Genomic DNA, 19,086 nt, shown 5'->3' on the forward strand with positions numbered 1-19,086 from the left:
GCGGATCTTATGAGCGGGCACCCTGGGAGGGAAGAGTGTCTCGTTCCAATCCCGACGATCGGAGCGAGACATCAAGTCACTTCTCGACCTGATCGTAATAGACCTGGTCGGCGTTGAGGCCCTGGGCATATCCCTTGACGGCCTTGCTGAGCACCACCTGGTCGCTGCCCTGGAACATCAGCACATAGGGGGCGCTCTTCTGGAGCTTGCGCTGGAGGTCCTCATAGAGGGCGGCGCGCTTGGCCGGATCCTGCTCCTTCACCGCGGCGGCCGTCTCGTCGCTGAGTTCGGGGATCACCCATCCGGCCTGCTTGGCGATGGTGTTATACTTGTTGTCGCGGTTGACGGCGAAGGCGCTGGCATTGGAATGCGGATCGAAATAGTCCGGAATCCAGTAGCGCAGCGTGAATTCATACTGGCCCGAGCGGCCCTTGGCATAGATGTCGCTGGCGACGCCGGGCTGGATGTCAAGCGTGAGGCCAGCCTGGCCGAAGGTCTGCTGCAGGGACTGGGCGATCTGCAGATAGGGCTCTTCGTTGAAGACGGGGAAGGCGATCTTGGTCGGGCCGATGCCGGCATCGGCCAGGATCTTCTTGGCCTTGTCGACATCGAGCTTGTAGGGATTGTCGTTCAGCGCGCCCGGGAAACCGGTGGGCAGGAAGGCCTGGTGCACCTGCGATTGGCCGCGCAGGAGGTTCTTGGCGATGCCGTCATAGTCGACGAGATAGCGAGCGGCCTCCCAGAAGGCCGGATTGCCGAGGGCGGCATTGGCCTTGGTGTTGATCAGGAGATAATCCGAACGGGCCGAGGGTACGGCGAGCACGTTGAGCTTGCCCTCCTTCTTGAGGGCGTCGATCTGGTCGGCGCCCAGGCCGCGGGCGATGTCGATGTCACCCTGTTCGACCAGGAGGCGGCGGGCGGCCGCATCAGGCACATTGCGCAGGATCACGCCCTGCAGCTTGGGGGCGCCGCCCGGCGAGGCCGGGTTGGCGTCCAGCACCAGCGCTTCATGCGCGGTATAGGTGTTGATCTTGAAGGCGCCGCTGCCGGCCGAGTGCGACTTCAGCCAGCCATTGCCGAAATCGCCATTGGCAGCCTGCGCAGAGACCGTGGCTTCGTCGACGATGGAGGCGATCGGCGCGGTCAGGATGGCGAGCACGAAGGCGGGGCCGACATCGGCCTGCCAGGTCAGCTTGACCTTGCCGCCATCGGTCTTGGTGACGGACTTGTCGACATTCTCCGCGTTCCAGCCGAGTTCGCCCAGGATGAAGGCGGGCGACTTGTTGAGCTTCACGGCCCGGGAGAAGGAGAAGATCACGTCCTCCGGGCGCACGGGATTGCCCGAGGCGAATTTCGCATCCTTGGCCAGGGTGAAGGTCAGGCTCTTGCCGTCGCTGCCGGCCTCCCAGGCGGTGGCGAGAGCGGGCTCGATGCGGGTTCCGTCCTGCCGGTTCGACTGCACGAGGCGCTGATACAGGGCATTGAACGCCTGTACCGTCGTCAATTCGAAGCCTTCGGCCGGGTCGAAGCTGACGGCATCGTCGATCGACTGGCCGACCACCAGCAGACCGGGCGGGGTTTCGGCCTGCGCCGTGGCCACCAGCATGGTCGACAGGCCGGCCAGCATGGCGATGCCCGCCTTGTTCCAGAACTTACCCATTTCATACCTCATGACAGCCGAACTGCGGTGAATGTTGCGGTTTGCGGCCCTGGGGCCGGACGATTAGGCAAGCCGGTTGCAACGGTCAACATCTTTCTATCAATTTTGTAGACTATAAATCCCGAGCCGTTGCGGCTGGCTGGTCGATCACGAAATTTCGGCTTCCCTACACGAAAACGTGTGCGGCTAGAGGCTCGTTGTGCCGGATGAGAAACAATGCGTTCACATACTCGCTGCAATTTGTACGCATTGATACATCATTATACCCGTTTCCGGATATGACCGGCGGCGGGGGGTATCGTCGTGAAAAAAGGGGGAGGCCTCGCCTGCCCGGACCTAATACAGATCTGATGGCGGCTCGATGAAGCGTCTTCTCAATTTGGTGCTTGTTCTCGTCCTGATCGTCGGCCTGGCCTGGTGGCAGCGCGCCACGCTGGTGCCTTGGCTGGTGCAGGCGGTGCCTTCCTCCAAGACTCTCATTGCCGCCCTTCCCGGCTTCTCCGATGCATTGCATGCTCCCGAAGCGCCGCAGGCGGCCGGGGGAAGCAAATCTTCCCAACGCAACGTCACGCCCGTGCCCGTGGTGCTCGCCCAGGCGGTCGCCAAGCAGATGCCGATGGTGATCGATGCCGTCGGCACCGCCACGCCCTATGCTTCCATCCAGATCCGCACCCGCATCGACAACACCGCGGTGACCAGCGTTCGCGTCGCCGAGGGTTCCGAGGTCAAGCAGGGCGACGTTCTCTTCACGCTGGACGATCGGGCCATCAAGGCGCAGATCGCGCAGATCCAGGCGCAGATCGCGCGCGACCAGGCCCAGATCGCCCAGGCCCAGATCGACCTTTCCCGCGCCAATGACCTGCTTGCCCGCAATGCCGGCGCGGCGACCACGCGCGATACCGCCGCCACCGCCCTCAAGGTCGGGCAGGCGCAACTCCAGGCGGACCAGGCCTCTCTGGAAGCAGCCGAGGTAACGCTCGATTACACCGTGATCCGCGCCCCCGTTCCCGGGCGCATCGGCTCGATCCCCGTCAAGCCCGGCTCGACGGTGCGCACCTCCGACACCAGCCCGCTCGCCACCGTGAACCAGCTCGACCCGGCCGTGGTGGCCTTCTCCATCCCGCAGTCGCGCCTGGCCGAGCTGCGCGAGGCCATGGCGAAGGGGGCGGTGCGCGTCGACGCCATCACCGGAAAGAATACCCTGACCGGCCAGGTCTCCTTCGTCGAGAACGCCATCGATGCCGCCACGGGCACCATCATGGTCAAGGCCGACATCCCCAATCCGCACGAGATCCTGTGGGGCGGCGCCTTCGTCAACGTGCAGGTGTTCCTGCCCGATGCCAGCCCGCAGGTGGTGGTTCCCGACGCGGCCGTCCAGCTCGGCCAGAAGGGAAGCTACGTCTTCGTGGTGAAAGATGGTAAAACGGCTGAGCTTCGGCCCGTGACCGTGGCGCGCGTCAGCGGCGCCGACGCCGTGCTCGCCAAGGGCGTCGAGAGCGGCGAGCAGGTGGTGGTCGACGGGGTGCTGCGCCTGGTCGACGGCGCGCCGGTCGCCATCAATGCGGGAGCCAAGGAGAGCACTGCCGCCAATACCAGTGCCAAAAGCTGAAACCGGGAGACAAGCCGTTGCTTTCGGAACTGTGCATCCGCCGCCCGGTCATGACCATCCTGTTGATGGTCTCCTTCATTGCGGCCGGCTGGTTCGGCTATCGGCAATTGCCGGTAGCGGCCGTGCCGCGCGTCGACTACCCGACCATTTCGGTGACCGCCACCCTGCCGGGCGCCAGCCCGGAAACCATGGCGTCCTCGGTGGCCGCCATTCTCGAAAAGCAATTCTCGGCGATTTCCGGCATCTCGACGATGTCGTCGACCTCCTATCTGGGCTCGACGCAGATCGTTCTGCAGTTCGATCTCAATCGCAATGTCGACGGCGCTGCGCTGGACGTGCAGGCGGCGATCGCCACGGCGCAGCGCCAGCTGCCCAATGAGATGACCACGCCGCCGAGCTTCAGGAAGGTCAATCCGGCCGACCAGCCGGTGATCTTCATGGCGCTGACCTCCGACCAGGCGCGCATGTCGGATATCGACCGTTTCGCCCAGTCCAACATCCAGCCGCTGCTGGCGACCCTGCCGGGTGTCGCCCAGGTCAATATCTGGGGATCGCAGCAATATGCCGTGCGGGTGGAGGCGGATCTCGATCAGCTTTCCGCGCGCGGTCTCACCCTCGACGACCTGCAGAAGGCCATCTCCGCGGCCAATTCCAACACGCCTGTCGGCTCGACCAGCAATAACGGCCGCAACCTCATCCTCGATGCCACCGGGCCGATCCGCTATGCCAAGGGCTATATGCCGATCGTGGTGTCCTCCAAGAACGGCGCCCCGGTGCTGTTGCAGGACGTTGCCCGCGCCATCGACAGCGTGGAGAACGACAAGACCGCGGCCTGGCGCAACGAGACCCGCGGCATCATCATTGCCATCCAGCGCCAGCCCGACGCCAATACGGTCGCCGTGGTCGACGCGGTCAGGAACACCCTGCCCAAGATCCGCGAGAGCCTGCCGGTCGGCGTCAGCCTGGACACGCTGATGGACCGCTCGGTGCCGATCCGCGCGGCGGTGGAGGATGTCGAGTTCACGCTGGGCCTGTCGATCCTGCTGGTCGTGATCGTGATCTACTTCTTCCTGCGCAGCGCGCGGGCCACCTTGATCCCGGCCATTGCCCTGCCGATTTCGCTGATCGGCACCTTCGCGGGCATGTATGTGCTCGGTTTTTCCATCGACAACATCTCGCTGCTCGCCCTGACGCTATGCGTCGGCTTCGTGGTCGACGACGCCATCGTCATGCTGGAGAATATCGTCCGCCATGTCGAACTGGGGCAGAAACCCTTCGCCGCGGCCCTGATCGGTTCGCGCGAGGTCGGCTTCACCATCCTCTCGATGACGCTGTCGCTGATCGCCGTGTTCATTCCGGTGATCTTCATGGGCGGCATCATCGGGCGCATGTTCTCCGAGTTCGGCTATGTCATGGCCATCGCCATCCTGATCTCGGGCGTCGTCTCGCTGACGCTGACGCCGATGCTGTGCTCGCGCCTGATCAAGGAGCATTCGGAAGAGAAGCGTCCGGGGCTGCTGCTGCGCCTGTTCGAAGCGGGCTTCAACTGGCTGACCAGGGGCTATGCCCTCACGGTACGCTGGGCCGTCAATTCGCCCGGTTTCATGCTCACCGTGACGGCGGCGACCTTCGTGGTCACCGCCATCCTCTTCGTCAACATCCCCAAGGGTTTCTTCCCGCAGGAGGACATGGGCTTCGTTTCCGTCTCGACCGTGGGGCCCGACGACGTCTCCTTCGAGGCCATGATGGCGCGCCAGCAGGCCGTCGTCGCCGAATTGCGCAAGGATCCGGACGTCGTCGCCATCCTGTCGAGCATCGGCGGCGGGGCGACCAGCCAGATCAGCTCCGGCAGCATGAACATCCAGCTGCGCGACAAGCCGGCCCGCAAGGACCCGATCGACGTGGTGATCAAGCGCCTCGCCCAGGAAGCGGCGAAGGTGCCCGGCATCAACACCTATTTCCAGGCGGTGCAGTCAATCAATATCGGTGCCACCCGCTCGCGCAGCCAGTACCAATACGCCCTGATGTCGCCCGACGTCGACGAACTCAGGGCCAACGCCCAGAAGCTGCAGGCGCGCATGGCCCAGATTCCGGGCATCACCGGCGTCAATTCCGACCTGCAGATCAAGGCGCGCGATGCCGTCGTCTCGATCGACCGCGACAACGCCGCCAAGCTCGGCGTCACCGTCGACCAGATCCGCTCCGCGCTCTATGCGGCCTATGGCACCAGCCAGGTCTCGACCATCTATGCGCCGGAGAACACCTATGAAGTGATCCTGGAGGCGAGCCAGGCCTATAGCTCGCCGCAGGACCTGATGCGCAAGCTCAATGTCCGCTCGAGTTCAGGGGCGCTGATCCCGCTCGACAGCGTGGCGCGCATCGAGCAGAAGCCGTCGGCGGTCTCGCTCTCCCATATCGGCCAGCTGCCGTCGGTGACGATCTCCTTCAACCTCCAGCCCGGCGTGGCACTCAGCCAGGCGGTCGACGCCATCCAGCAGGCGACGGCGGAGCTCGACATTCCCAAGACGATCGCCACCCAGTTCCAGGGTACTGCCCAGCAGTTCCAGGATTCGCTCGCCAGCATGCCGCTGCTGCTCTTCGCCGCGGTGCTGGTGGTCTATATCCTGCTCGGCATCCTCTATGAGAGCTTCATCCACCCGATCACAATCCTGTCGGGCCTGCCCACGGCCGGCATCGGCGCGCTTTTGACGCTGCAGCTGTTCTCGATGGACCTTTCCATCATCGCCATGATCGGCCTGATCATGCTGATCGGCATCGTCAAGAAGAACGCCATCATGATGGTGGATTTCGCTGTGCAGCGCCGGGCGGCGGGGCTGCCGGCCAAGGAAGCCATCGTGGAGGCGGCGGTGCTGCGCTTCCGCCCGATCATGATGACCTCGCTCGCCGCCATTCTCGGCGCCCTGCCGATTGCCCTCGGGCACGGCGCCGGCGCCGAATTGCGCCGCCCGCTCGGCGTCACCGTGGTGGGCGGCCTGATCGTCTCGCAGCTGCTCACGCTCTACATCACGCCGGTGGTCTATCTCGCCCTCGACCATGTTGCGGGCTGGTTCGCGCGCAAGCCGGAGAACCTGCCGGCGCGCACCGACGACGTCCTGCCCGAGCCCGAGCAGCACGACGTCAGGCCGTCCGCGCCGGGCGAGCCGGCCATTACCGCCGAGAAGAAGCCCGGCCTGATGACCGCCGCAGAGTAGATTTCCCGGGTGCGCGGGCATCCTGCCCGCTCTTGGAAGCACTACGCTTGCAGGTGACGGGACGTCCGCGCGCCCGGGAAACCTCATTTGCCCTCCGGCCGCTCTTTCGCTTATGAAGGCTCCGATTTTCCCGGATGCCTTCCCATGCGCCTCAAGGCGATCTGCCGTATTGCCGCCGTCGCCCTGCTGGCCATGCCCCTGATCCCGCTGCAATGGCTGGCGGTGAGGCAGGACTGGGCGTTGGCTCGGCGCCTGCCGGTGTTCTTCCATCGCGGCGTGCTCGCCATCATCGGTGTTCGCGTTGCCGTCAACGGCACCCAGGCCCGGCAGCGGCCGCTGCTGATCGTTGCCAACCATGTTTCCTGGCTCGACATCGTGGTGCTGGGCGCCCTGGCGCCCTTGTCCTTCATCGCCAAGAGCGAGGTGCGCGGCTGGCCTGTGATCGGCCTGTTCGCCCGGCTGCAGCGCTCGGTCTTCATCGAGCGCGAACGCCGCCACAAGACCGGCCATGCCACCGCCGCCATCGGCGCCCGACTGAAGGCCGGCGACGCCATGGTGCTGTTCGGCGAGGGCACCACCGGCGATGGCGTGCATGTCCTGCCCTTCCGTTCCGCCCTGGTGGGGGCCGCGCGCGAGGCGCTCGACGGCGGCGAGGCGGCGGCCTATGTGCAGCCGCTCGCCTTGCGCTATGCCAAGCGCGGGGGGCTGCCGATCGGCCGCGGCGCCATGAAGGAGGTTGCCTGGATCGGCGACATGGATCTGGCGCCGCATCTCGTCGGCATTCTGTCAGGCCCGCCGATCGACGCCGTGGTGAGCTGGGGCGAGGCGATCGCCTGCGACGCCGCTACCGACCGCAAGACCCTGACCCGCCAGCTCGAAGCCGATGTGCGCAGGCTGGTACGGGCGGGCTAGCCGGAGCCTTCCGGCTCCGCCTGTGCCGAGGTCTCGATCGTCCGCGCGAAAGCTGCCAGCGCCGCCTTGACCGAGGCGGCAATCTCGGGATCCTCGACCATCCCCATTGCGTCCAGCCGGGTCGCCAGCAAGGGCAGGGTGATCGAGGCTTCTTCGACGATGCAGGCCGACATCGTCGTCAGCACCAGACGCAGGGCTGCCTGCGCGTCGCTGGCGCGCGGCGAGGCGTTGAAGAGGGCGACGGCTTTGCCCGGGAATTCGAAGCTGCCGACCAGCCAGTCGAGCGCGTTCTTGAAGGAACCGGGAATGCCGCGGGCATATTCCGGGCAGGATATGAGGAGGCCATCGGCGGCACCGACCCGGCGCCGCAGGTCCAGGACGGTCTCGGGCGGATTGTCGTCATCGAGATCCGGATTGAAATGCGGCAAGGTGCCGATGCCCTGATAGGGTTCGATCTGCATGCCGGCCGGTGCCAGCAATCCCGCGGCTTCAAGCAGCACGGTGTTCGACGAGCCGAGGCGGAGGCTGCCGGAGAGCGCGAGAAGTGTGATCATTGGCGAATCCGCGGCGGTTCCGAATACCTACTCTTACCAATGGCTGGACGGGCGGCAAGCACACGCGCAAGTGACCGGATGTTGACGAGATAGACGGCTGACATCCGCGCGCATGAGGCGTATTGTCGCGGATCTACAGGTCGCGCTCGTCGTGGCTGTTTCGGCGTCGGCACCCCGCCCGGCGTTCCACTTCGGTCGCGGCCTTCATTCCTTTCGGGAGTAGGACCATGACGATCAGAAATCCCGTCGAATGGGGTATCGATGCCGTCCGCGGTGCCGCCAATGGCGTGGGCGCGCTCGGCACCACCCTGCATCGGCCCGCCGCCCAGTTCGAAACCTCGACGCCCGTCGTCCGGCAGGTCGCTTTTGCCGATCTGCGCGAGGTCCTGACCAAGGGTTTCCAGGATTTCGGCGCCTATCGCACCGACGTCATCTTCATCGGCCTGATCTATCCGCTCGCCGGGCTGGTCCTGGCCCAATTCGCCTTTGGCAACGGCATGCTGCCGATGCTCTTCCCGCTGGTATCGGGCTTTGCGCTGGTTGGCCCGGTTGCCGCGATCGGCCTTTATGAAATGAGCCGCCGCCGCGAGCAGGGCCTCGAGGCCACCTGGGCGCATACGCTCGACGTGGCACGTTCGCCCAATTTCGGCGCCATCCTCGGTCTCAGCCTGATCCTGGCGGTGATCTTCGCGCTCTGGCTCGGTGTCGCCGCGCTGATCTATCGCTATACGCTCGGCCCCGCCCTGCCGGTCTCGGTCTCCGCCTTCGTCTCGGATGTCTTCACCACGCCCGCGGGCTGGGCGATGATCGTGCTCGGCGTCGGCGTCGGCTTCCTGTTCGCGCTGGTAGTGCTGGCGATCAGCGTGGTGTCGTTCCCCATGCTGCTCGACCGCAAGGTGCGGATCGGCACGGCGGTCAGGACGTCGGTGGACGTGGTGCGCGCCAATCCCGGCCCGATGCTGGCCTGGGGCTTCATCGTCGCCTGTGCCCTGGTGCTCGGTTCGCTGCCCGCACTGCTCGGCCTGATCGTCGCCATGCCCGTGCTGGGCCATGCGACCTGGCATCTCTACCGCCGCGCAGTGGGATAGGCGCCCCCGATTTTGCCGTGCCTGGGACTTGCCTAGAGCAAAGCGCGTTCAAGCCTGAACGCTTATTTGCTCCAGCTCATTGTTCTGACGCGTCTTTGCGATCCCTGGTGACTCCGTCTGATCGCAAAACGCTATAGGGCATCCGGCGCCGGCTTTTTCGCGATCCTGGAGCGCAGCCGTCACTTCGGTGTCGCTTCGGCGAAATCCTGCTGGAATTGCTTCAGTTCCGGCTCGTTCAGGTCGGAAACCGCCCAGAAATTCAGTCCTGCCTGGGTCCAGTTCAGAAGGGAGTAGCCCTCGCGCTCGCCGGCAGGCGCAGGGACGCTCGCGGCCGGCCAGATGAAGAGATTGATGACATGACCGTTGCGCCGATAGATCAGCGCGGCAACCACCCGTCCGTTGAGGTAATCCACCCGCCCGCCGAGCAATGGAAAGCCGCGGTCCTTGAGATCGACCACCGGCGGTGAGAAGTCGATCTTGCCGTTGAACCAGGGCTTGACGGTATGCTGGTCGGAGGTTGCGACGTCAGTCAGATGGGCGGCGAGCAGCGAATGGACGTGACTGGAAACCAGTTCGTCTTCCAGTGACGGACCCGGCTCGGGCCGCGTCGTCACGAACAGCACGCAGGCGGCCAGCACCGCCAGCGACGGCAGCAGGCTCCAGCGCGTGAAACGGTCGAGGAGGAGGCGCCAGTCGAGGCCGGCGAGGGAGGTGGCTCGGGTGGCGCCGGCTTCGCGGCGCAAGGCCGCCGCCACACGGCCATGCAGGGCTGCCGAGGCCGGCCAGCGCACGCCGTCCTGGGTGATCATCGCGCGGATCGCCTCGATTTGGGCGAGCCGCGCCTTGCACTCGGGGCAGCCGGCAAGATGCTCCTCCACCCGTACCGTATTGGCAGCATCGAGCTCGCCATCGGCATAGAGCTGCAGCAGCCTGTCCCAGTCCTGATGAGGTGTGTCGGCCATGCTCATGCCTCTCCTCCCGGCGTTGCCTGCCGGCTCTTCCAGGCTGCGGCGAACAAAGCGCGGGCGCGGGCGAGCCGCGACATCACAGTGCCCATGGGGGCGGCTATCGTTTCCGAGATCTCCCGATAGGAAAGCTCCTCCATTTCCCTGAGCACCAGGACCTCGCGGAAGGCCTCGGGCAGGCGGTCGAGAACCGCGCGGATCTCGCCGGCTTCGGCCCGTTGCAGCAAGGCGGCTTCCGGGCTCGCCTCGTCATGCGGCAGGTCGGTCCGCTCCTCCTCGCCGTCGCCGGCGTCGAGCGGCTCGGTGCGGACGCCGCGCTGGCGCGCCTGCCACCAGGAGCGATGGCAATTGCGCACGATGGTCAGGAGCCAGGCGCGCGGGCTGCCGCCGCGATAATCGGCGAAGCCGCGAAAGGCACGCAGGAAGGCCTCCTGCACGATGTCCTCGGCGGTGTCGGCATCGCGGCAGAGATAGCGCGCCAGATTGTGGGCGGCATCCAGATGCGGCAGCATCAGTGCCTGGAAGCGGGCGAGCGTGTCGGCCTTCCCCGCCGCCTGTGCGGAGGGCTGCCCGTCTGCGGCCATGGCCCAGATGCCGTGCCACCATGCAGCCAGCCGCCGGATCGCCGGCAGCGGCCATGGCGTATCGGGATGCGTGCCGGCATGGGCCGTCATGGCCGCTCGTCCTTCCCGTCCCAGCCCGAGTTCGATCAATACGCAGCTCACCGCATCGCGACCTTGCCCGTCATCGGCATGGGCCGAGAAGGCATGGGCCAAGAAGGCATGGGCAGAGAACAGGAATAGCTGAAATCCAAGGCCTGCGTGAGGGCGAAGTTGTCGGCCGCGGCTTGAAGAGGGCACCGTCCCCCGACCAGGGCGGGCAGGGACAAGAGGACCAGTTGCAGGACGAGCCGCGCCAGGGCAGGGCGATAGCGGCGGGTGGCCGGTGATATCTCGACAAGGCTCTCGCGCCAGCGAAGGCCGGCACGGCTCTCACCCGGTAAGGGAGGTTCGTCGGAATGGATCATCTCGCGCTCCGGATAGGGAAGGTGGCTGCCAGCAGCCCATGCCGATCCAGATCGCGGTGATCGCTGTTTTATTCCCGAGCGTTCGATTTTTTCCGGTGCGGCTTGCGATGGATAGAAAGAGGCGGCGTAGGTGTGGCAAACCGGTTTCCACCTAAGGGACCGTCAGCCAAGAAACGCGTTGTCATGCCCTTTTGCCACCTGCAGTGGCGCTGGCGATGACAAGCGTCCGATTCACTTCTTCGCGGACGGATCCCAAGTTTCGTGAAATCCTGTTGCCGAAGGCAGTGTCCAGTCTTCCAGTCTGAGCCGCGGAATTCGACTGAATTCGCCCACATTATTCGACACCAGAGTCAGCGATCGGGCGATGGCCTGCCCGGCGATCAGCAGGTTATAGGGCCCGATCGGCGTTCCGGCCGTAGCCAGAGCAGCCCTGATATCGCCGGCTTCGCGGGCATCGCCGTCATCGAGGTCGAGAACCTCGAAATCACGCTTGATCAGACGGATGACCTCGAGATTGCGCTCGAGCTTCTGGCTGCGATAGGCGCCGTAATAGAGTTCATGCAGGACGATGGTGGAGAGAGCAATCTCACCCGGCTTGCACGCCAGTATGCGATCGAGCAGCGAACGTGAACGCTGGTTCTTGAGAGCAATGATCGCGTTTGTGTCGATGAGGTAGCGGATCATTCGAAGAACTCGTCGAGCCCGGGCAGATCCGGTGTCGCCGGCTGCTCGCGGCCTTCGGCCAGAAAATCGTCGCTGAAACCAAGCTCGAGAGCCGCGCGCAGGGAGGCCCAGCTCTGGGCAGGGCCAGCACGGGGGCGCAGTATGAGAGCATCCCCCTCCCGGATGACCTCGACCTCATCGACCTGGAAGCGGAATTCCTTCGGCAGGCGGACCGCTTGGGAATTCCCGGAACGAAAGACCTTGGCGTAGTGAGGCATCATCGATTCCGTCATGGATGTATACACTCTGTTGTATATACATCCATTGGGTCTAGGCTACAACGCCAGATATTCCGTCTGCACGGCACTGTCGGCTTCCAGCTCCGCCATCGTGCCGGAATAGCGGATCACGCCGCTCTCGATGACATAGGCGCGATCAGCGATCAGGCGGGCGAAATGCAGGTTCTGCTCGGAAAGCAGGATCGACAGCCCTTCCTGCTTGAGGCGCAGGATGGCGCGCGCCATGTCCTCGACGATCTTGGGCGCCAGGCCTTCGGACGGCTCGTCCAGCAGCACGATGGCGGGATTGCCCATCAGTGTGCGGGCGATGGTGAGCATCTGCTGCTCGCCGCCGCTCATCCGCCCGCCGAGCCGGCCCGGCATGGCGGCGAGATTGGGAAAGAGCTCGTAGAGCCGCTCCGGCGTCCAGGGCTTCAGCCCCTCGCGCGGCGGCCGGCGGCCCACCTCCAGATTTTCGGCGACCGTCAGGTCGGTGAAGACGCGGCGATCCTCCGGCACATAGCCGATGCCGTGGCGGGCGATCTCGTAGACCGGCAGGCGGATGATGTCGGCGCCGTCGAGGCGGATCGCACCGCGCCGGTCGGCGACCAGGCCGATGATGGAGCGGAAGGTGGTGGATTTGCCGGCGCCGTTGCGGCCGAGCAAGGCGACGACCTCGCCCGGCCCAATCTCGAGGCTGACCTGATGCAGGATATGGGCGGGGCCGTAGAAACTGTCGAGATCCCTGATTTCCAGCTTCATCGGGCGGGCTCCTGCGCATGGGCGCCCGCGGGCGCAAAGACCGTGCCGTCGCCGAGATAGACCGCGCGCACCTTCGGGTCGTTGCGCACGGTCTCGGCGTCGCCGGCGGCGATCAGGCGGCCGCGATCGAGCACGAGGAGCCTGTCGGCATGCTCGAACACCACGTCCATGTCGTGCTCGGTGAACAGGATGCCGATGCCGCGCTGGCGGGCGATGTCGGCCGCGAGTGCCATCATGGCGATGCGGGCGCCGGGCGCCATGCCGGCGGTCGGCTCGTCCATCAGCAGGAGGCGCGGCTGGTTGGAAAGGGCCACCGCCAGTTCCAATCGCTTGAGATCGCCATAGGCGAGCTCGCCGCAGGGGTGGACGGCCAGGGCGCCGATGCCGACGAGGTCGAGCAGGGCCTGCGCCTCCTCGCGCTTGTAGCGGTCGAGGCGGGCGAGGCGGCGCCAGGTCATGCCATCATGGCTTGCCAGGGCCACCTGGAGGTTCTCGATCACCCGCATCGAGCCGAAGGTGGCGGTGATCTGAAAGGTGCGCCCGACGCGGAGGCGGCAGATCGCGGCGGGGCGCATGCCGGCCGTCTCGCGGCCGAACAGGCGGATGGAGCCACGGTCCGGCTTGATCTGGCCGTGGATCATGTTGAAGCAGGTACTCTTGCCGGCGCCATTGGGGCCGATCAGCGCCACCATCTCGCCCGCCGCGACGGTGAGCGAAACGTCCTTCACCGCCTCGACGCCGCCATAGGTCTTGGCGAGTCCCCGCACCTCGAGCAGCACCGTCATGGCCGACTCCCCTTGCTGGGCAGGAGATCGCGCAGGCCCGCCAGCCCGCGCGGCAGCAACACCACCACCGCAACGATGAACAGGCCGATGGCGAGCTTGGAATAGTCGGTCGCGCTCATCAGCCAGATCGACAGGGTCTTGAACACGCCGGCGCCGACCACGGCGCCGGAGACGCTGCCCATGCCGCCGAGCAGCACCATCACCAGCCCGTCCACCGAGGTGGTCACGCCGAAGGCGTCGGGAAAGACGCTGCCCTTGAGGAAGGCGAACAGGGCACCGGAAACGCCGGCCAGCAGGCCCGCCAGCACGAAGGCGGCCCATTGCACCGGCGCCCTGGTGATGCCGATCGCCTCGGCGCGCAGATCGGAGTCGCGTACCGCCCGCAGCATGAAGCCGAAGGGCGCGAAAGTGGCGAGCCTGAGCAGGCCGACGCCCAGCATGGCCAGAACCAATGTCAGCTCATAGAAGGCCCAGGGTTTGGAAGCCCATTTTGCCGGCCAGACGCTCAATATGCCATTGTCGCCGCCGGTGAAGTCGACCCACTGCGAGGCGATCGACCAGCAGATCTGCGCGAAGGCAAGGCTGAGCATGGCGAGATAGACGCCCGAAAGCCGGACGGCGAAGCCGGCGAACAGCACCGCCCCCACAAGTGCCAGCAGGGGGGCGACCAGCAGCACGGTCTCCATCGGCCAGCCCAGCATCGTCGTCAGCAAGGCGGCGCCGTAGCTGCCCAGGCCGAAAAAGGCGGCATGGCCGAAGGAGACCAGGCCGCCGACCGAGACCAGGAACTGCAGGCTGGCGGCATAGAGCACGAAGATCAGGATCTCGCTGCCGACCGACAGCATATAGGGGCTGGCGCCGAGCGGAAGCAGGGCCGCCAGGGCGATGGCGGCGGCCGCGACCAGCCGCCCGGCAATGCCCATGGGTCGCCAGGGCTGTGCCGTGAGGCCCGGGGCGGCGCGCTGCGGGCTCGTCGGCTTGCCGAACAGGCCCCAGGGCCTGACCACCAGTACCACCGCCATCACCAGGAAAATCAGCACGATCGAGATCTTCGGGAAGGCGAGAATGCCGAAGGCGTTGAGCTCTGAGATCAGGATGGCGGCGACGAGCGCCCCGACGATGGAGCCGAGCCCGCCGGTGACCACGATGATGAAGGCTTCGACGATGATGGCGAGGTCCATCTGATGCGTGACGGCATCGCGTGGGATCTGCAGGGCTCCGCCGAGCGCGGCAAGGCCGACGCCCAGCATGAACACGCCGGTGAACAGCCATTTCTGGTTGACGCCGAGCGCGGCGACCATGTCGCGGTCTTGCGTGGCGGCGCGCACCAGGATGCCCCAGCGCGTGCGGTTGAGCAGCAGCCAGATCAGGCCGAGCACCAGGGGCGACATGGCGATCAGGAAAAGGTCATAGGCGGGAATGGCCTTGCCGGCGATCTCGACCGCTCCCTTCAGCCCTGGCGCGCGCGGCCCCAGCAGGTCGTCCGCGCCGAAGACGATCACCACGAGGTCCTGCACCACCAGGGTGACGCCGAAGGTGGCGAGCAGCTGGAAGAGTTCCGGCGCCCGGTAGATCCGCCTGAGCAGCGTCATCTCCAGCAGCCCGCCCAGGACGGCGACGATCGCCACGGCGGCCGGCAGGGCCAGCCAGAAGCCGAGCGGGCCGGACCAGGCGTTGGCGAGCGTGCAGGCGATATAGGCGCCCAGCATGTAGAAGGCGCCATGGGCGAAATTGACGATGCGGGTCACGCCGAAGATCAGCGAGAGGCCCGAGGCGACCAGGAACAGGGAGGCAGCCCCTGCCAGGCCGCTCAGGAATTGGGCGATGATGGTTCCCACGAAGACCTCAAATTGGGGAGCGTCGGAGATCAGGTGGCTTGTCTGATCGGTGGTGCAGCCCCTCAGGACGGGGCGAGGGGGCGCAGGCGTTGCGATTGATCCTTTGATCGCTCCTCGCGCCCAACGGTCGGGCGAGAGTAGATGCTTTCAGTTCGAGGCGCGCGGTCCGAGTCCCCCTTGCACCGCCACTTCCGGGGAGAGGGTGGGGGTGAGGGGCACCGCAGCGTTTTGGGCTTCTTGGGCGCTTGTCCCGCACTTCCTGGCCTGGCCTTCTTTACGGCGCCGGCCGCATGCCCTTCACCGTGGCGTCATCCGGCAGATAGTCCTTGCCGTCGCGATAGACGAAATCGGTCATCACGCCATTGCCGTCCTGCACCGCCGTCTTGCCGACAAAGGCGCCCATGGTGGATTGATGGTCGATGGCGCGGAAGCTGATAGGCCCGAACGGCGTCTCCAGCGGCAGGCCTTCCGCCGCCTTGATCAGGGCGGGCGTATCCGTCGAGCCGGCCTTGGCCAGGATGGCTGCGGCAGCTTTCATGGTGACATAGCCGACGATCGAGCCGAGGCGCGGATAGTCATTGTATTTGGCCTGGTAGGCCTTCAGGAAGGCCTCGTGCGCCGGGGTCTTCACCGCGTTCCAGGGATAGCCGGTGACGATCCAGCCCGTCGGCGCCTCGTCCTTGAGGGGGGCGAGATATTCCGGCTCGCCGGTGAGGAAGCTCACCACGGCCCGGTCCTTGAACAGGCCGCGGGTCGAGCCTTCGCGCACGAACTTCACCAGGTCGCCGCCGAAGGTGACGTTGAGGATGGCATCCGGCTTGGTGGCGAGCAGGGCTTCCACCACCGGGCCGGCATCGATCTTGCCCTGCGTCGGCCATTGCTCGCCCACCCATTTCACGTCGGGGCGCTTGGCGCTGAGGATCTGCTTGAACACGGCGACGGCCGACTGGCCATATTCGTAATTGGGCGCCACGGTGGCCCAGTTCTTGGCCGGCAGTTTGGCGGCTTCCTCCGCCAGCATCGCCGCCTGCATGTAGTTGGAGGGGCGCAGGCGGAAGGTCTGGGCATTGCCCTTCGACCAGGTGATGGCGTCCGTCAGCGGTTCGGCCGCCAGGAACATCACTTCCTTCTGCTTGGCGAAGTCCGAGACGGCGAGGCCGACATTGGAGAAGAAGGTGCCCATCAGCATGACCGCGCCGTCGCTCGAAGTGAGCTCATTGGCGGCGGTGATGGCGCTGGCGGGCTTGCCGCCATCGTCCTTGGAGATCACTTCCAGCGGCTTGCCGTTGACGCCGCCGGCGGCGTTGATCTCCTCCAGCGCCAGCTGCCAACCTTTGCGATAGGGCTCGGTGAAGGCGGGCAGGCCGGAATAGGAGTTGATCTCGCCGATCTTGATGCTGTCGGCCGCTAGGGAAGGTCGGGCCGCGAGCAGGGTCACGGCAACGGTGCCGGCGAGGGCCAGTCGAGACAAGATCCGCATTCAGGGTCTCCGCTCTGGATGTTGGAGGCTTTATGATTCTTGGACTGTGTCGGCTTGTGTCCTCCCGGTCCAGCCTCATGGCTGGCGGGAAGGGCGCAAACCGCCGCAGGCAGGCTGAAACGGCGGAAAATCGTTCGTATGCAAACGAGTTTCCGCCGAGGAGAGCAGCCCTGTCAAGAGCGGATGCGATTGGGGAAGGTAATCCACGTGCACGGGGCATCCTGCCCGTTCTTCCGCTTGCCGGCGCTGCTTTCAGGGGAGCCGACGAGACGTTCGTCGTCCTAGCTTTGGCGCTGTCGATCCGAATCTCGCCGGTATCGGCGAAAGAGGCGACGCGGCTGGGATCGCGGACGTCTCGTCCGCCTCTTTCCTTCTCCCGAGCGCGGCAATCTCCAGGTCGGAACAAGATGCCCGTGTACCCGAAAAAAGACGCTTACACCTCGTCCTTTGCGTAGGAGATGATCGACAGGAAGCGGATCGGCAATTGCCGCATCTCGTCGGGGCCGTGGGGGGCGTCGGCGTCGAAGAACAGGCTGTCGCCCGGCGTGAGATGGTAGAGCTTGTCGGCGTGGCGGTAGATCACCTCGCCCTCCAGCATGTAGATGAACTCCAGGCCCGAATGCTGGAACAGGGGGAAGACGTCGGACTCTTCCGTCAGCGTGATGACATAGGGTTCGACCACCACGCGGCCGGTATTGCCGGCATTGTGGCCGAGCAGACGATACTGATGGCCGGCGCGCGTGCCGCGCCGCTCGATCAGGAGGCCTTCGCCCGCCTTGACGAAAACCGCCTCGCGCCGCTCCTCGAAACGCCGGAAGAAGGCGGTCACGGGCACGCCGAGCGCGCGCGACAGGGTTTGCAGCGTGGTGAGCGAGGGCGAGGTCACGCCATTCTCGATCTTGGAGAGCATGCCGAGCGACAGGCCCGTCGCGGCGGCGAGGTCTGCGACGGTGATGCCGAGCTTGTTGCGGAACGAGCGAACCTCGCGTCCGATCGCCACTTCCAGGATATTGTCCCGGGCGCCACCGAGGGCATGCGGGTCCTGGCCGGGAAAGGCGGAGGCAGGCGGCAGTTCGCGGGTGGGGAAGGCATCCGAGAACAGGCCTTCGCCATCGTCCGGATCGATCGGATCGGCATAGCGGGGCCCCAATGCCGGGGCAATGACCGTCTGGCCGCCGCGCCCGGCGGCGGGCGTCGGCACTGTCCTGACAGCCGGCGTAACCACCCGCTTCGTCATGCTCGTTCCTTTCACGTCCCTGCGGAGAGGATCGCGTGCTTGGCACGTCCCCTTCGCTCATTCCATTGGCCGCGCATGCCGACGTTCCGAATTCAAGAACCCGGCCGGTTGCGGAAAAAGGCGCCCTCCCCAAGCGGGAGGTGAGTTGTTCCCGCCCCTGCGAAGGCAACCCTGTGGTTGCGGCACAGCTGTGCGACAGTCACGTCATCGGCCGCGTGGGGCTGATCCTTGAAAAAATACCGTGCAGCCCTCCGAGCGACAAGCTGGGTGCCGCTCGTTATCCCGCCAATATGGCAACCATCGGCCGGGATTCCAGACGAGGAGCTGCGATTTTTGAAGCGGGAGACGATCAAAACAGGTCTTCCACCCGGCCGCGACTGGGCCCGTTTCAATCGCGCGGGATCGATTGGCGAATCGCTGCCTGCCTTCCGGCAAGGTCCATGCCCGCGCAAACTGCAGTTGACTCTCATGCCCGCCTCCTGCTCCCGGTGATCTTGCGGCGGGTCTTCCTGAAGTGCAAGAAATTTTCCGAGCATTAAACGACTGAAAAAGTGGCCTGAATCAGCCAAAAAGTGTCGCGAATGCGAAGTTTCTTGTCAGACAAGCGCTTGACAGCGGCCGAGCAACGGGCGCAGACTTTCCTGGCATAAAAACAAATTGCCTCTCAGTAACAAAAGCGGATCCGCAAGAGGCGATATTCGGGAGGAAATAGCAATGACACCGGGATCGGAAGATCCGCGGATCGAGGTGATGTATCGCCGCGACCGCGCCTGGGCCTTCGCCGCCGTCGGCGTTCTCTGGCTCGTCCTCTTGTTCGTGTTTTTCAAGATCATGCCCGACAGCGGCTCGACTGGGGTCACCGTTGCCCTGCTCGTCGCCGGGAGCCTGGTGTTGTTGTTCAACACGGCAGCGATCGCCGCGCTCCTGCGGCACTATCACGAGGACAAGCTGCATCTCTACGGCCTCGACCTGCACTACATCGACGAAATGAAGAAGAGCAAGCTGTGAGGAACTGA

17 protein-coding genes are annotated in these 19,086 nt (G+C 65.4%); 5 read left to right on the top strand and 12 right to left on the bottom strand.

Annotated features, from left to right (window positions below; all coding sequences use genetic code 11):
• Positions 1-76: 76 nt before the first annotated feature.
• Positions 77-1,627: an ABC transporter substrate-binding protein gene (locus tag J8I29_RS23830; protein WP_348536146.1), complete on the bottom strand. Its 1,551-nt coding sequence runs from the start codon at positions 1,625-1,627 to the stop codon at positions 77-79.
• Between the two features lie 394 nt (positions 1,628-2,021).
• On the opposite strand from J8I29_RS23830, the gene J8I29_RS23835 reads away from it, so the two are divergent.
• The 3 genes from J8I29_RS23835 (at position 2,022) to J8I29_RS23845 (ending at position 7,393) form a co-directional block, all read left to right on the top strand.
• Positions 2,022-3,269, top strand: a complete 1,248-nt coding sequence (locus J8I29_RS23835; RefSeq protein ID WP_209433548.1) for an efflux RND transporter periplasmic adaptor subunit — start codon at positions 2,022-2,024, stop codon at positions 3,267-3,269.
• A gap of 17 nt (positions 3,270-3,286) precedes the next feature.
• Positions 3,287-6,481: an efflux RND transporter permease subunit gene (locus J8I29_RS23840; RefSeq protein WP_245197299.1), complete on the top strand. Its 3,195-nt coding sequence runs from the start codon at positions 3,287-3,289 to the stop codon at positions 6,479-6,481.
• Between the two features lie 144 nt (positions 6,482-6,625).
• Positions 6,626-7,393, top strand: a complete 768-nt coding sequence (locus J8I29_RS23845; protein WP_105863660.1) for a lysophospholipid acyltransferase family protein — start codon at positions 6,626-6,628, stop codon at positions 7,391-7,393.
• Here the strand turns inward: J8I29_RS23845 and J8I29_RS23850 are convergent.
• Complete coding sequence (locus tag J8I29_RS23850) at positions 7,390-7,947, bottom strand: NADPH-dependent FMN reductase (RefSeq protein WP_209433549.1); 558 nt, start codon at positions 7,945-7,947, stop codon at positions 7,390-7,392. The two genes, J8I29_RS23845 and J8I29_RS23850, sit on opposite strands and share 4 nt — an antisense overlap.
• Before the next feature lie 227 nt (positions 7,948-8,174).
• Between J8I29_RS23850 and J8I29_RS23855 the strand changes: the two genes are divergently transcribed.
• Entirely contained in the window at positions 8,175-9,035 is an 861-nt protein-coding gene (locus tag J8I29_RS23855; RefSeq protein WP_209433550.1) for a DUF2189 domain-containing protein, read from the top strand.
• Positions 9,036-9,214: 179 nt separating this feature from the next.
• Here J8I29_RS23855 and J8I29_RS23860 read toward each other — a convergent pair whose 3' ends face one another.
• The 10 genes from J8I29_RS23860 to J8I29_RS23905 all read right to left on the bottom strand — a co-directional run bounded on the left by J8I29_RS23860 (position 9,215) and on the right by J8I29_RS23905 (position 18,070).
• The gene (locus J8I29_RS23860) at positions 9,215-9,997 is read right to left on the bottom strand and encodes an anti-sigma factor (RefSeq protein WP_245197302.1); all 783 of its coding nucleotides are present in this window, start codon (positions 9,995-9,997) and stop codon (positions 9,215-9,217) included.
• 2 nt (positions 9,998-9,999) lie between these two features.
• Entirely contained in the window at positions 10,000-10,674 is a 675-nt protein-coding gene (locus tag J8I29_RS23865) for a sigma-70 family RNA polymerase sigma factor (protein ID WP_245197304.1), read from the bottom strand.
• Between the two features lie 47 nt (positions 10,675-10,721).
• Positions 10,722-11,027 carry a hypothetical protein gene (locus J8I29_RS23870; protein ID WP_209433552.1) on the bottom strand — a complete coding sequence of 102 codons (306 nt, stop codon included), beginning with the start codon at positions 11,025-11,027 and terminating at the stop codon, positions 10,722-10,724.
• Positions 11,028-11,258: 231 nt separating this feature from the next.
• Positions 11,259-11,711 (bottom strand): type II toxin-antitoxin system VapC family toxin, encoded by a 453-nt coding sequence (locus tag J8I29_RS23875; RefSeq protein WP_209433553.1) that lies wholly within the window; start codon positions 11,709-11,711, stop codon positions 11,259-11,261.
• Positions 11,708-11,968, bottom strand: a complete 261-nt coding sequence (gene vapB, locus J8I29_RS23880; RefSeq protein WP_209433594.1) for a type II toxin-antitoxin system VapB family antitoxin — start codon at positions 11,966-11,968, stop codon at positions 11,708-11,710. Before vapB ends, J8I29_RS23875 begins: the two co-directional genes overlap by 4 nt.
• 57 nt (positions 11,969-12,025) lie before the next feature.
• On the bottom strand, positions 12,026-12,730 hold the full coding sequence (locus J8I29_RS23885) for an ABC transporter ATP-binding protein (protein ID WP_209433554.1): 705 nt from the start codon (positions 12,728-12,730) through the stop codon (positions 12,026-12,028).
• Positions 12,727-13,515: an ABC transporter ATP-binding protein gene (locus tag J8I29_RS23890; RefSeq protein WP_209433555.1), complete on the bottom strand. Its 789-nt coding sequence runs from the start codon at positions 13,513-13,515 to the stop codon at positions 12,727-12,729. The genes J8I29_RS23885 and J8I29_RS23890 overlap by 4 nt, the downstream gene beginning before the upstream one ends.
• On the bottom strand, positions 13,512-15,353 hold the full coding sequence (locus tag J8I29_RS23895) for an ABC transporter permease (RefSeq protein ID WP_209433556.1): 1,842 nt from the start codon (positions 15,351-15,353) through the stop codon (positions 13,512-13,514). Before J8I29_RS23895 ends, J8I29_RS23890 begins: the two co-directional genes overlap by 4 nt.
• Positions 15,354-15,627: 274 nt before the next feature.
• Positions 15,628-16,833: an ABC transporter substrate-binding protein gene (locus J8I29_RS23900; protein ID WP_209433557.1), complete on the bottom strand. Its 1,206-nt coding sequence runs from the start codon at positions 16,831-16,833 to the stop codon at positions 15,628-15,630.
• Between the two features lie 433 nt (positions 16,834-17,266).
• Positions 17,267-18,070 carry an XRE family transcriptional regulator gene (locus J8I29_RS23905; protein WP_245197306.1) on the bottom strand — a complete coding sequence of 268 codons (804 nt, stop codon included), beginning with the start codon at positions 18,068-18,070 and terminating at the stop codon, positions 17,267-17,269.
• Positions 18,071-18,784: 714 nt separating this feature from the next.
• Between J8I29_RS23905 and J8I29_RS23910 the strand changes: the two genes are divergently transcribed.
• The gene (locus J8I29_RS23910; RefSeq protein ID WP_209433558.1) at positions 18,785-19,078 is read left to right on the top strand and encodes a hypothetical protein; all 294 of its coding nucleotides are present in this window, start codon (positions 18,785-18,787) and stop codon (positions 19,076-19,078) included.
• The last annotated feature ends 8 nt before the right edge of the window (positions 19,079-19,086 follow it).

The sequence above is a fragment of the Labrys sp. LIt4 genome, from assembly GCF_017813775.1.
GTDB classification, from domain to species: Bacteria; Pseudomonadota; Alphaproteobacteria; order Rhizobiales; family Labraceae; genus Labrys; species Labrys okinawensis_A.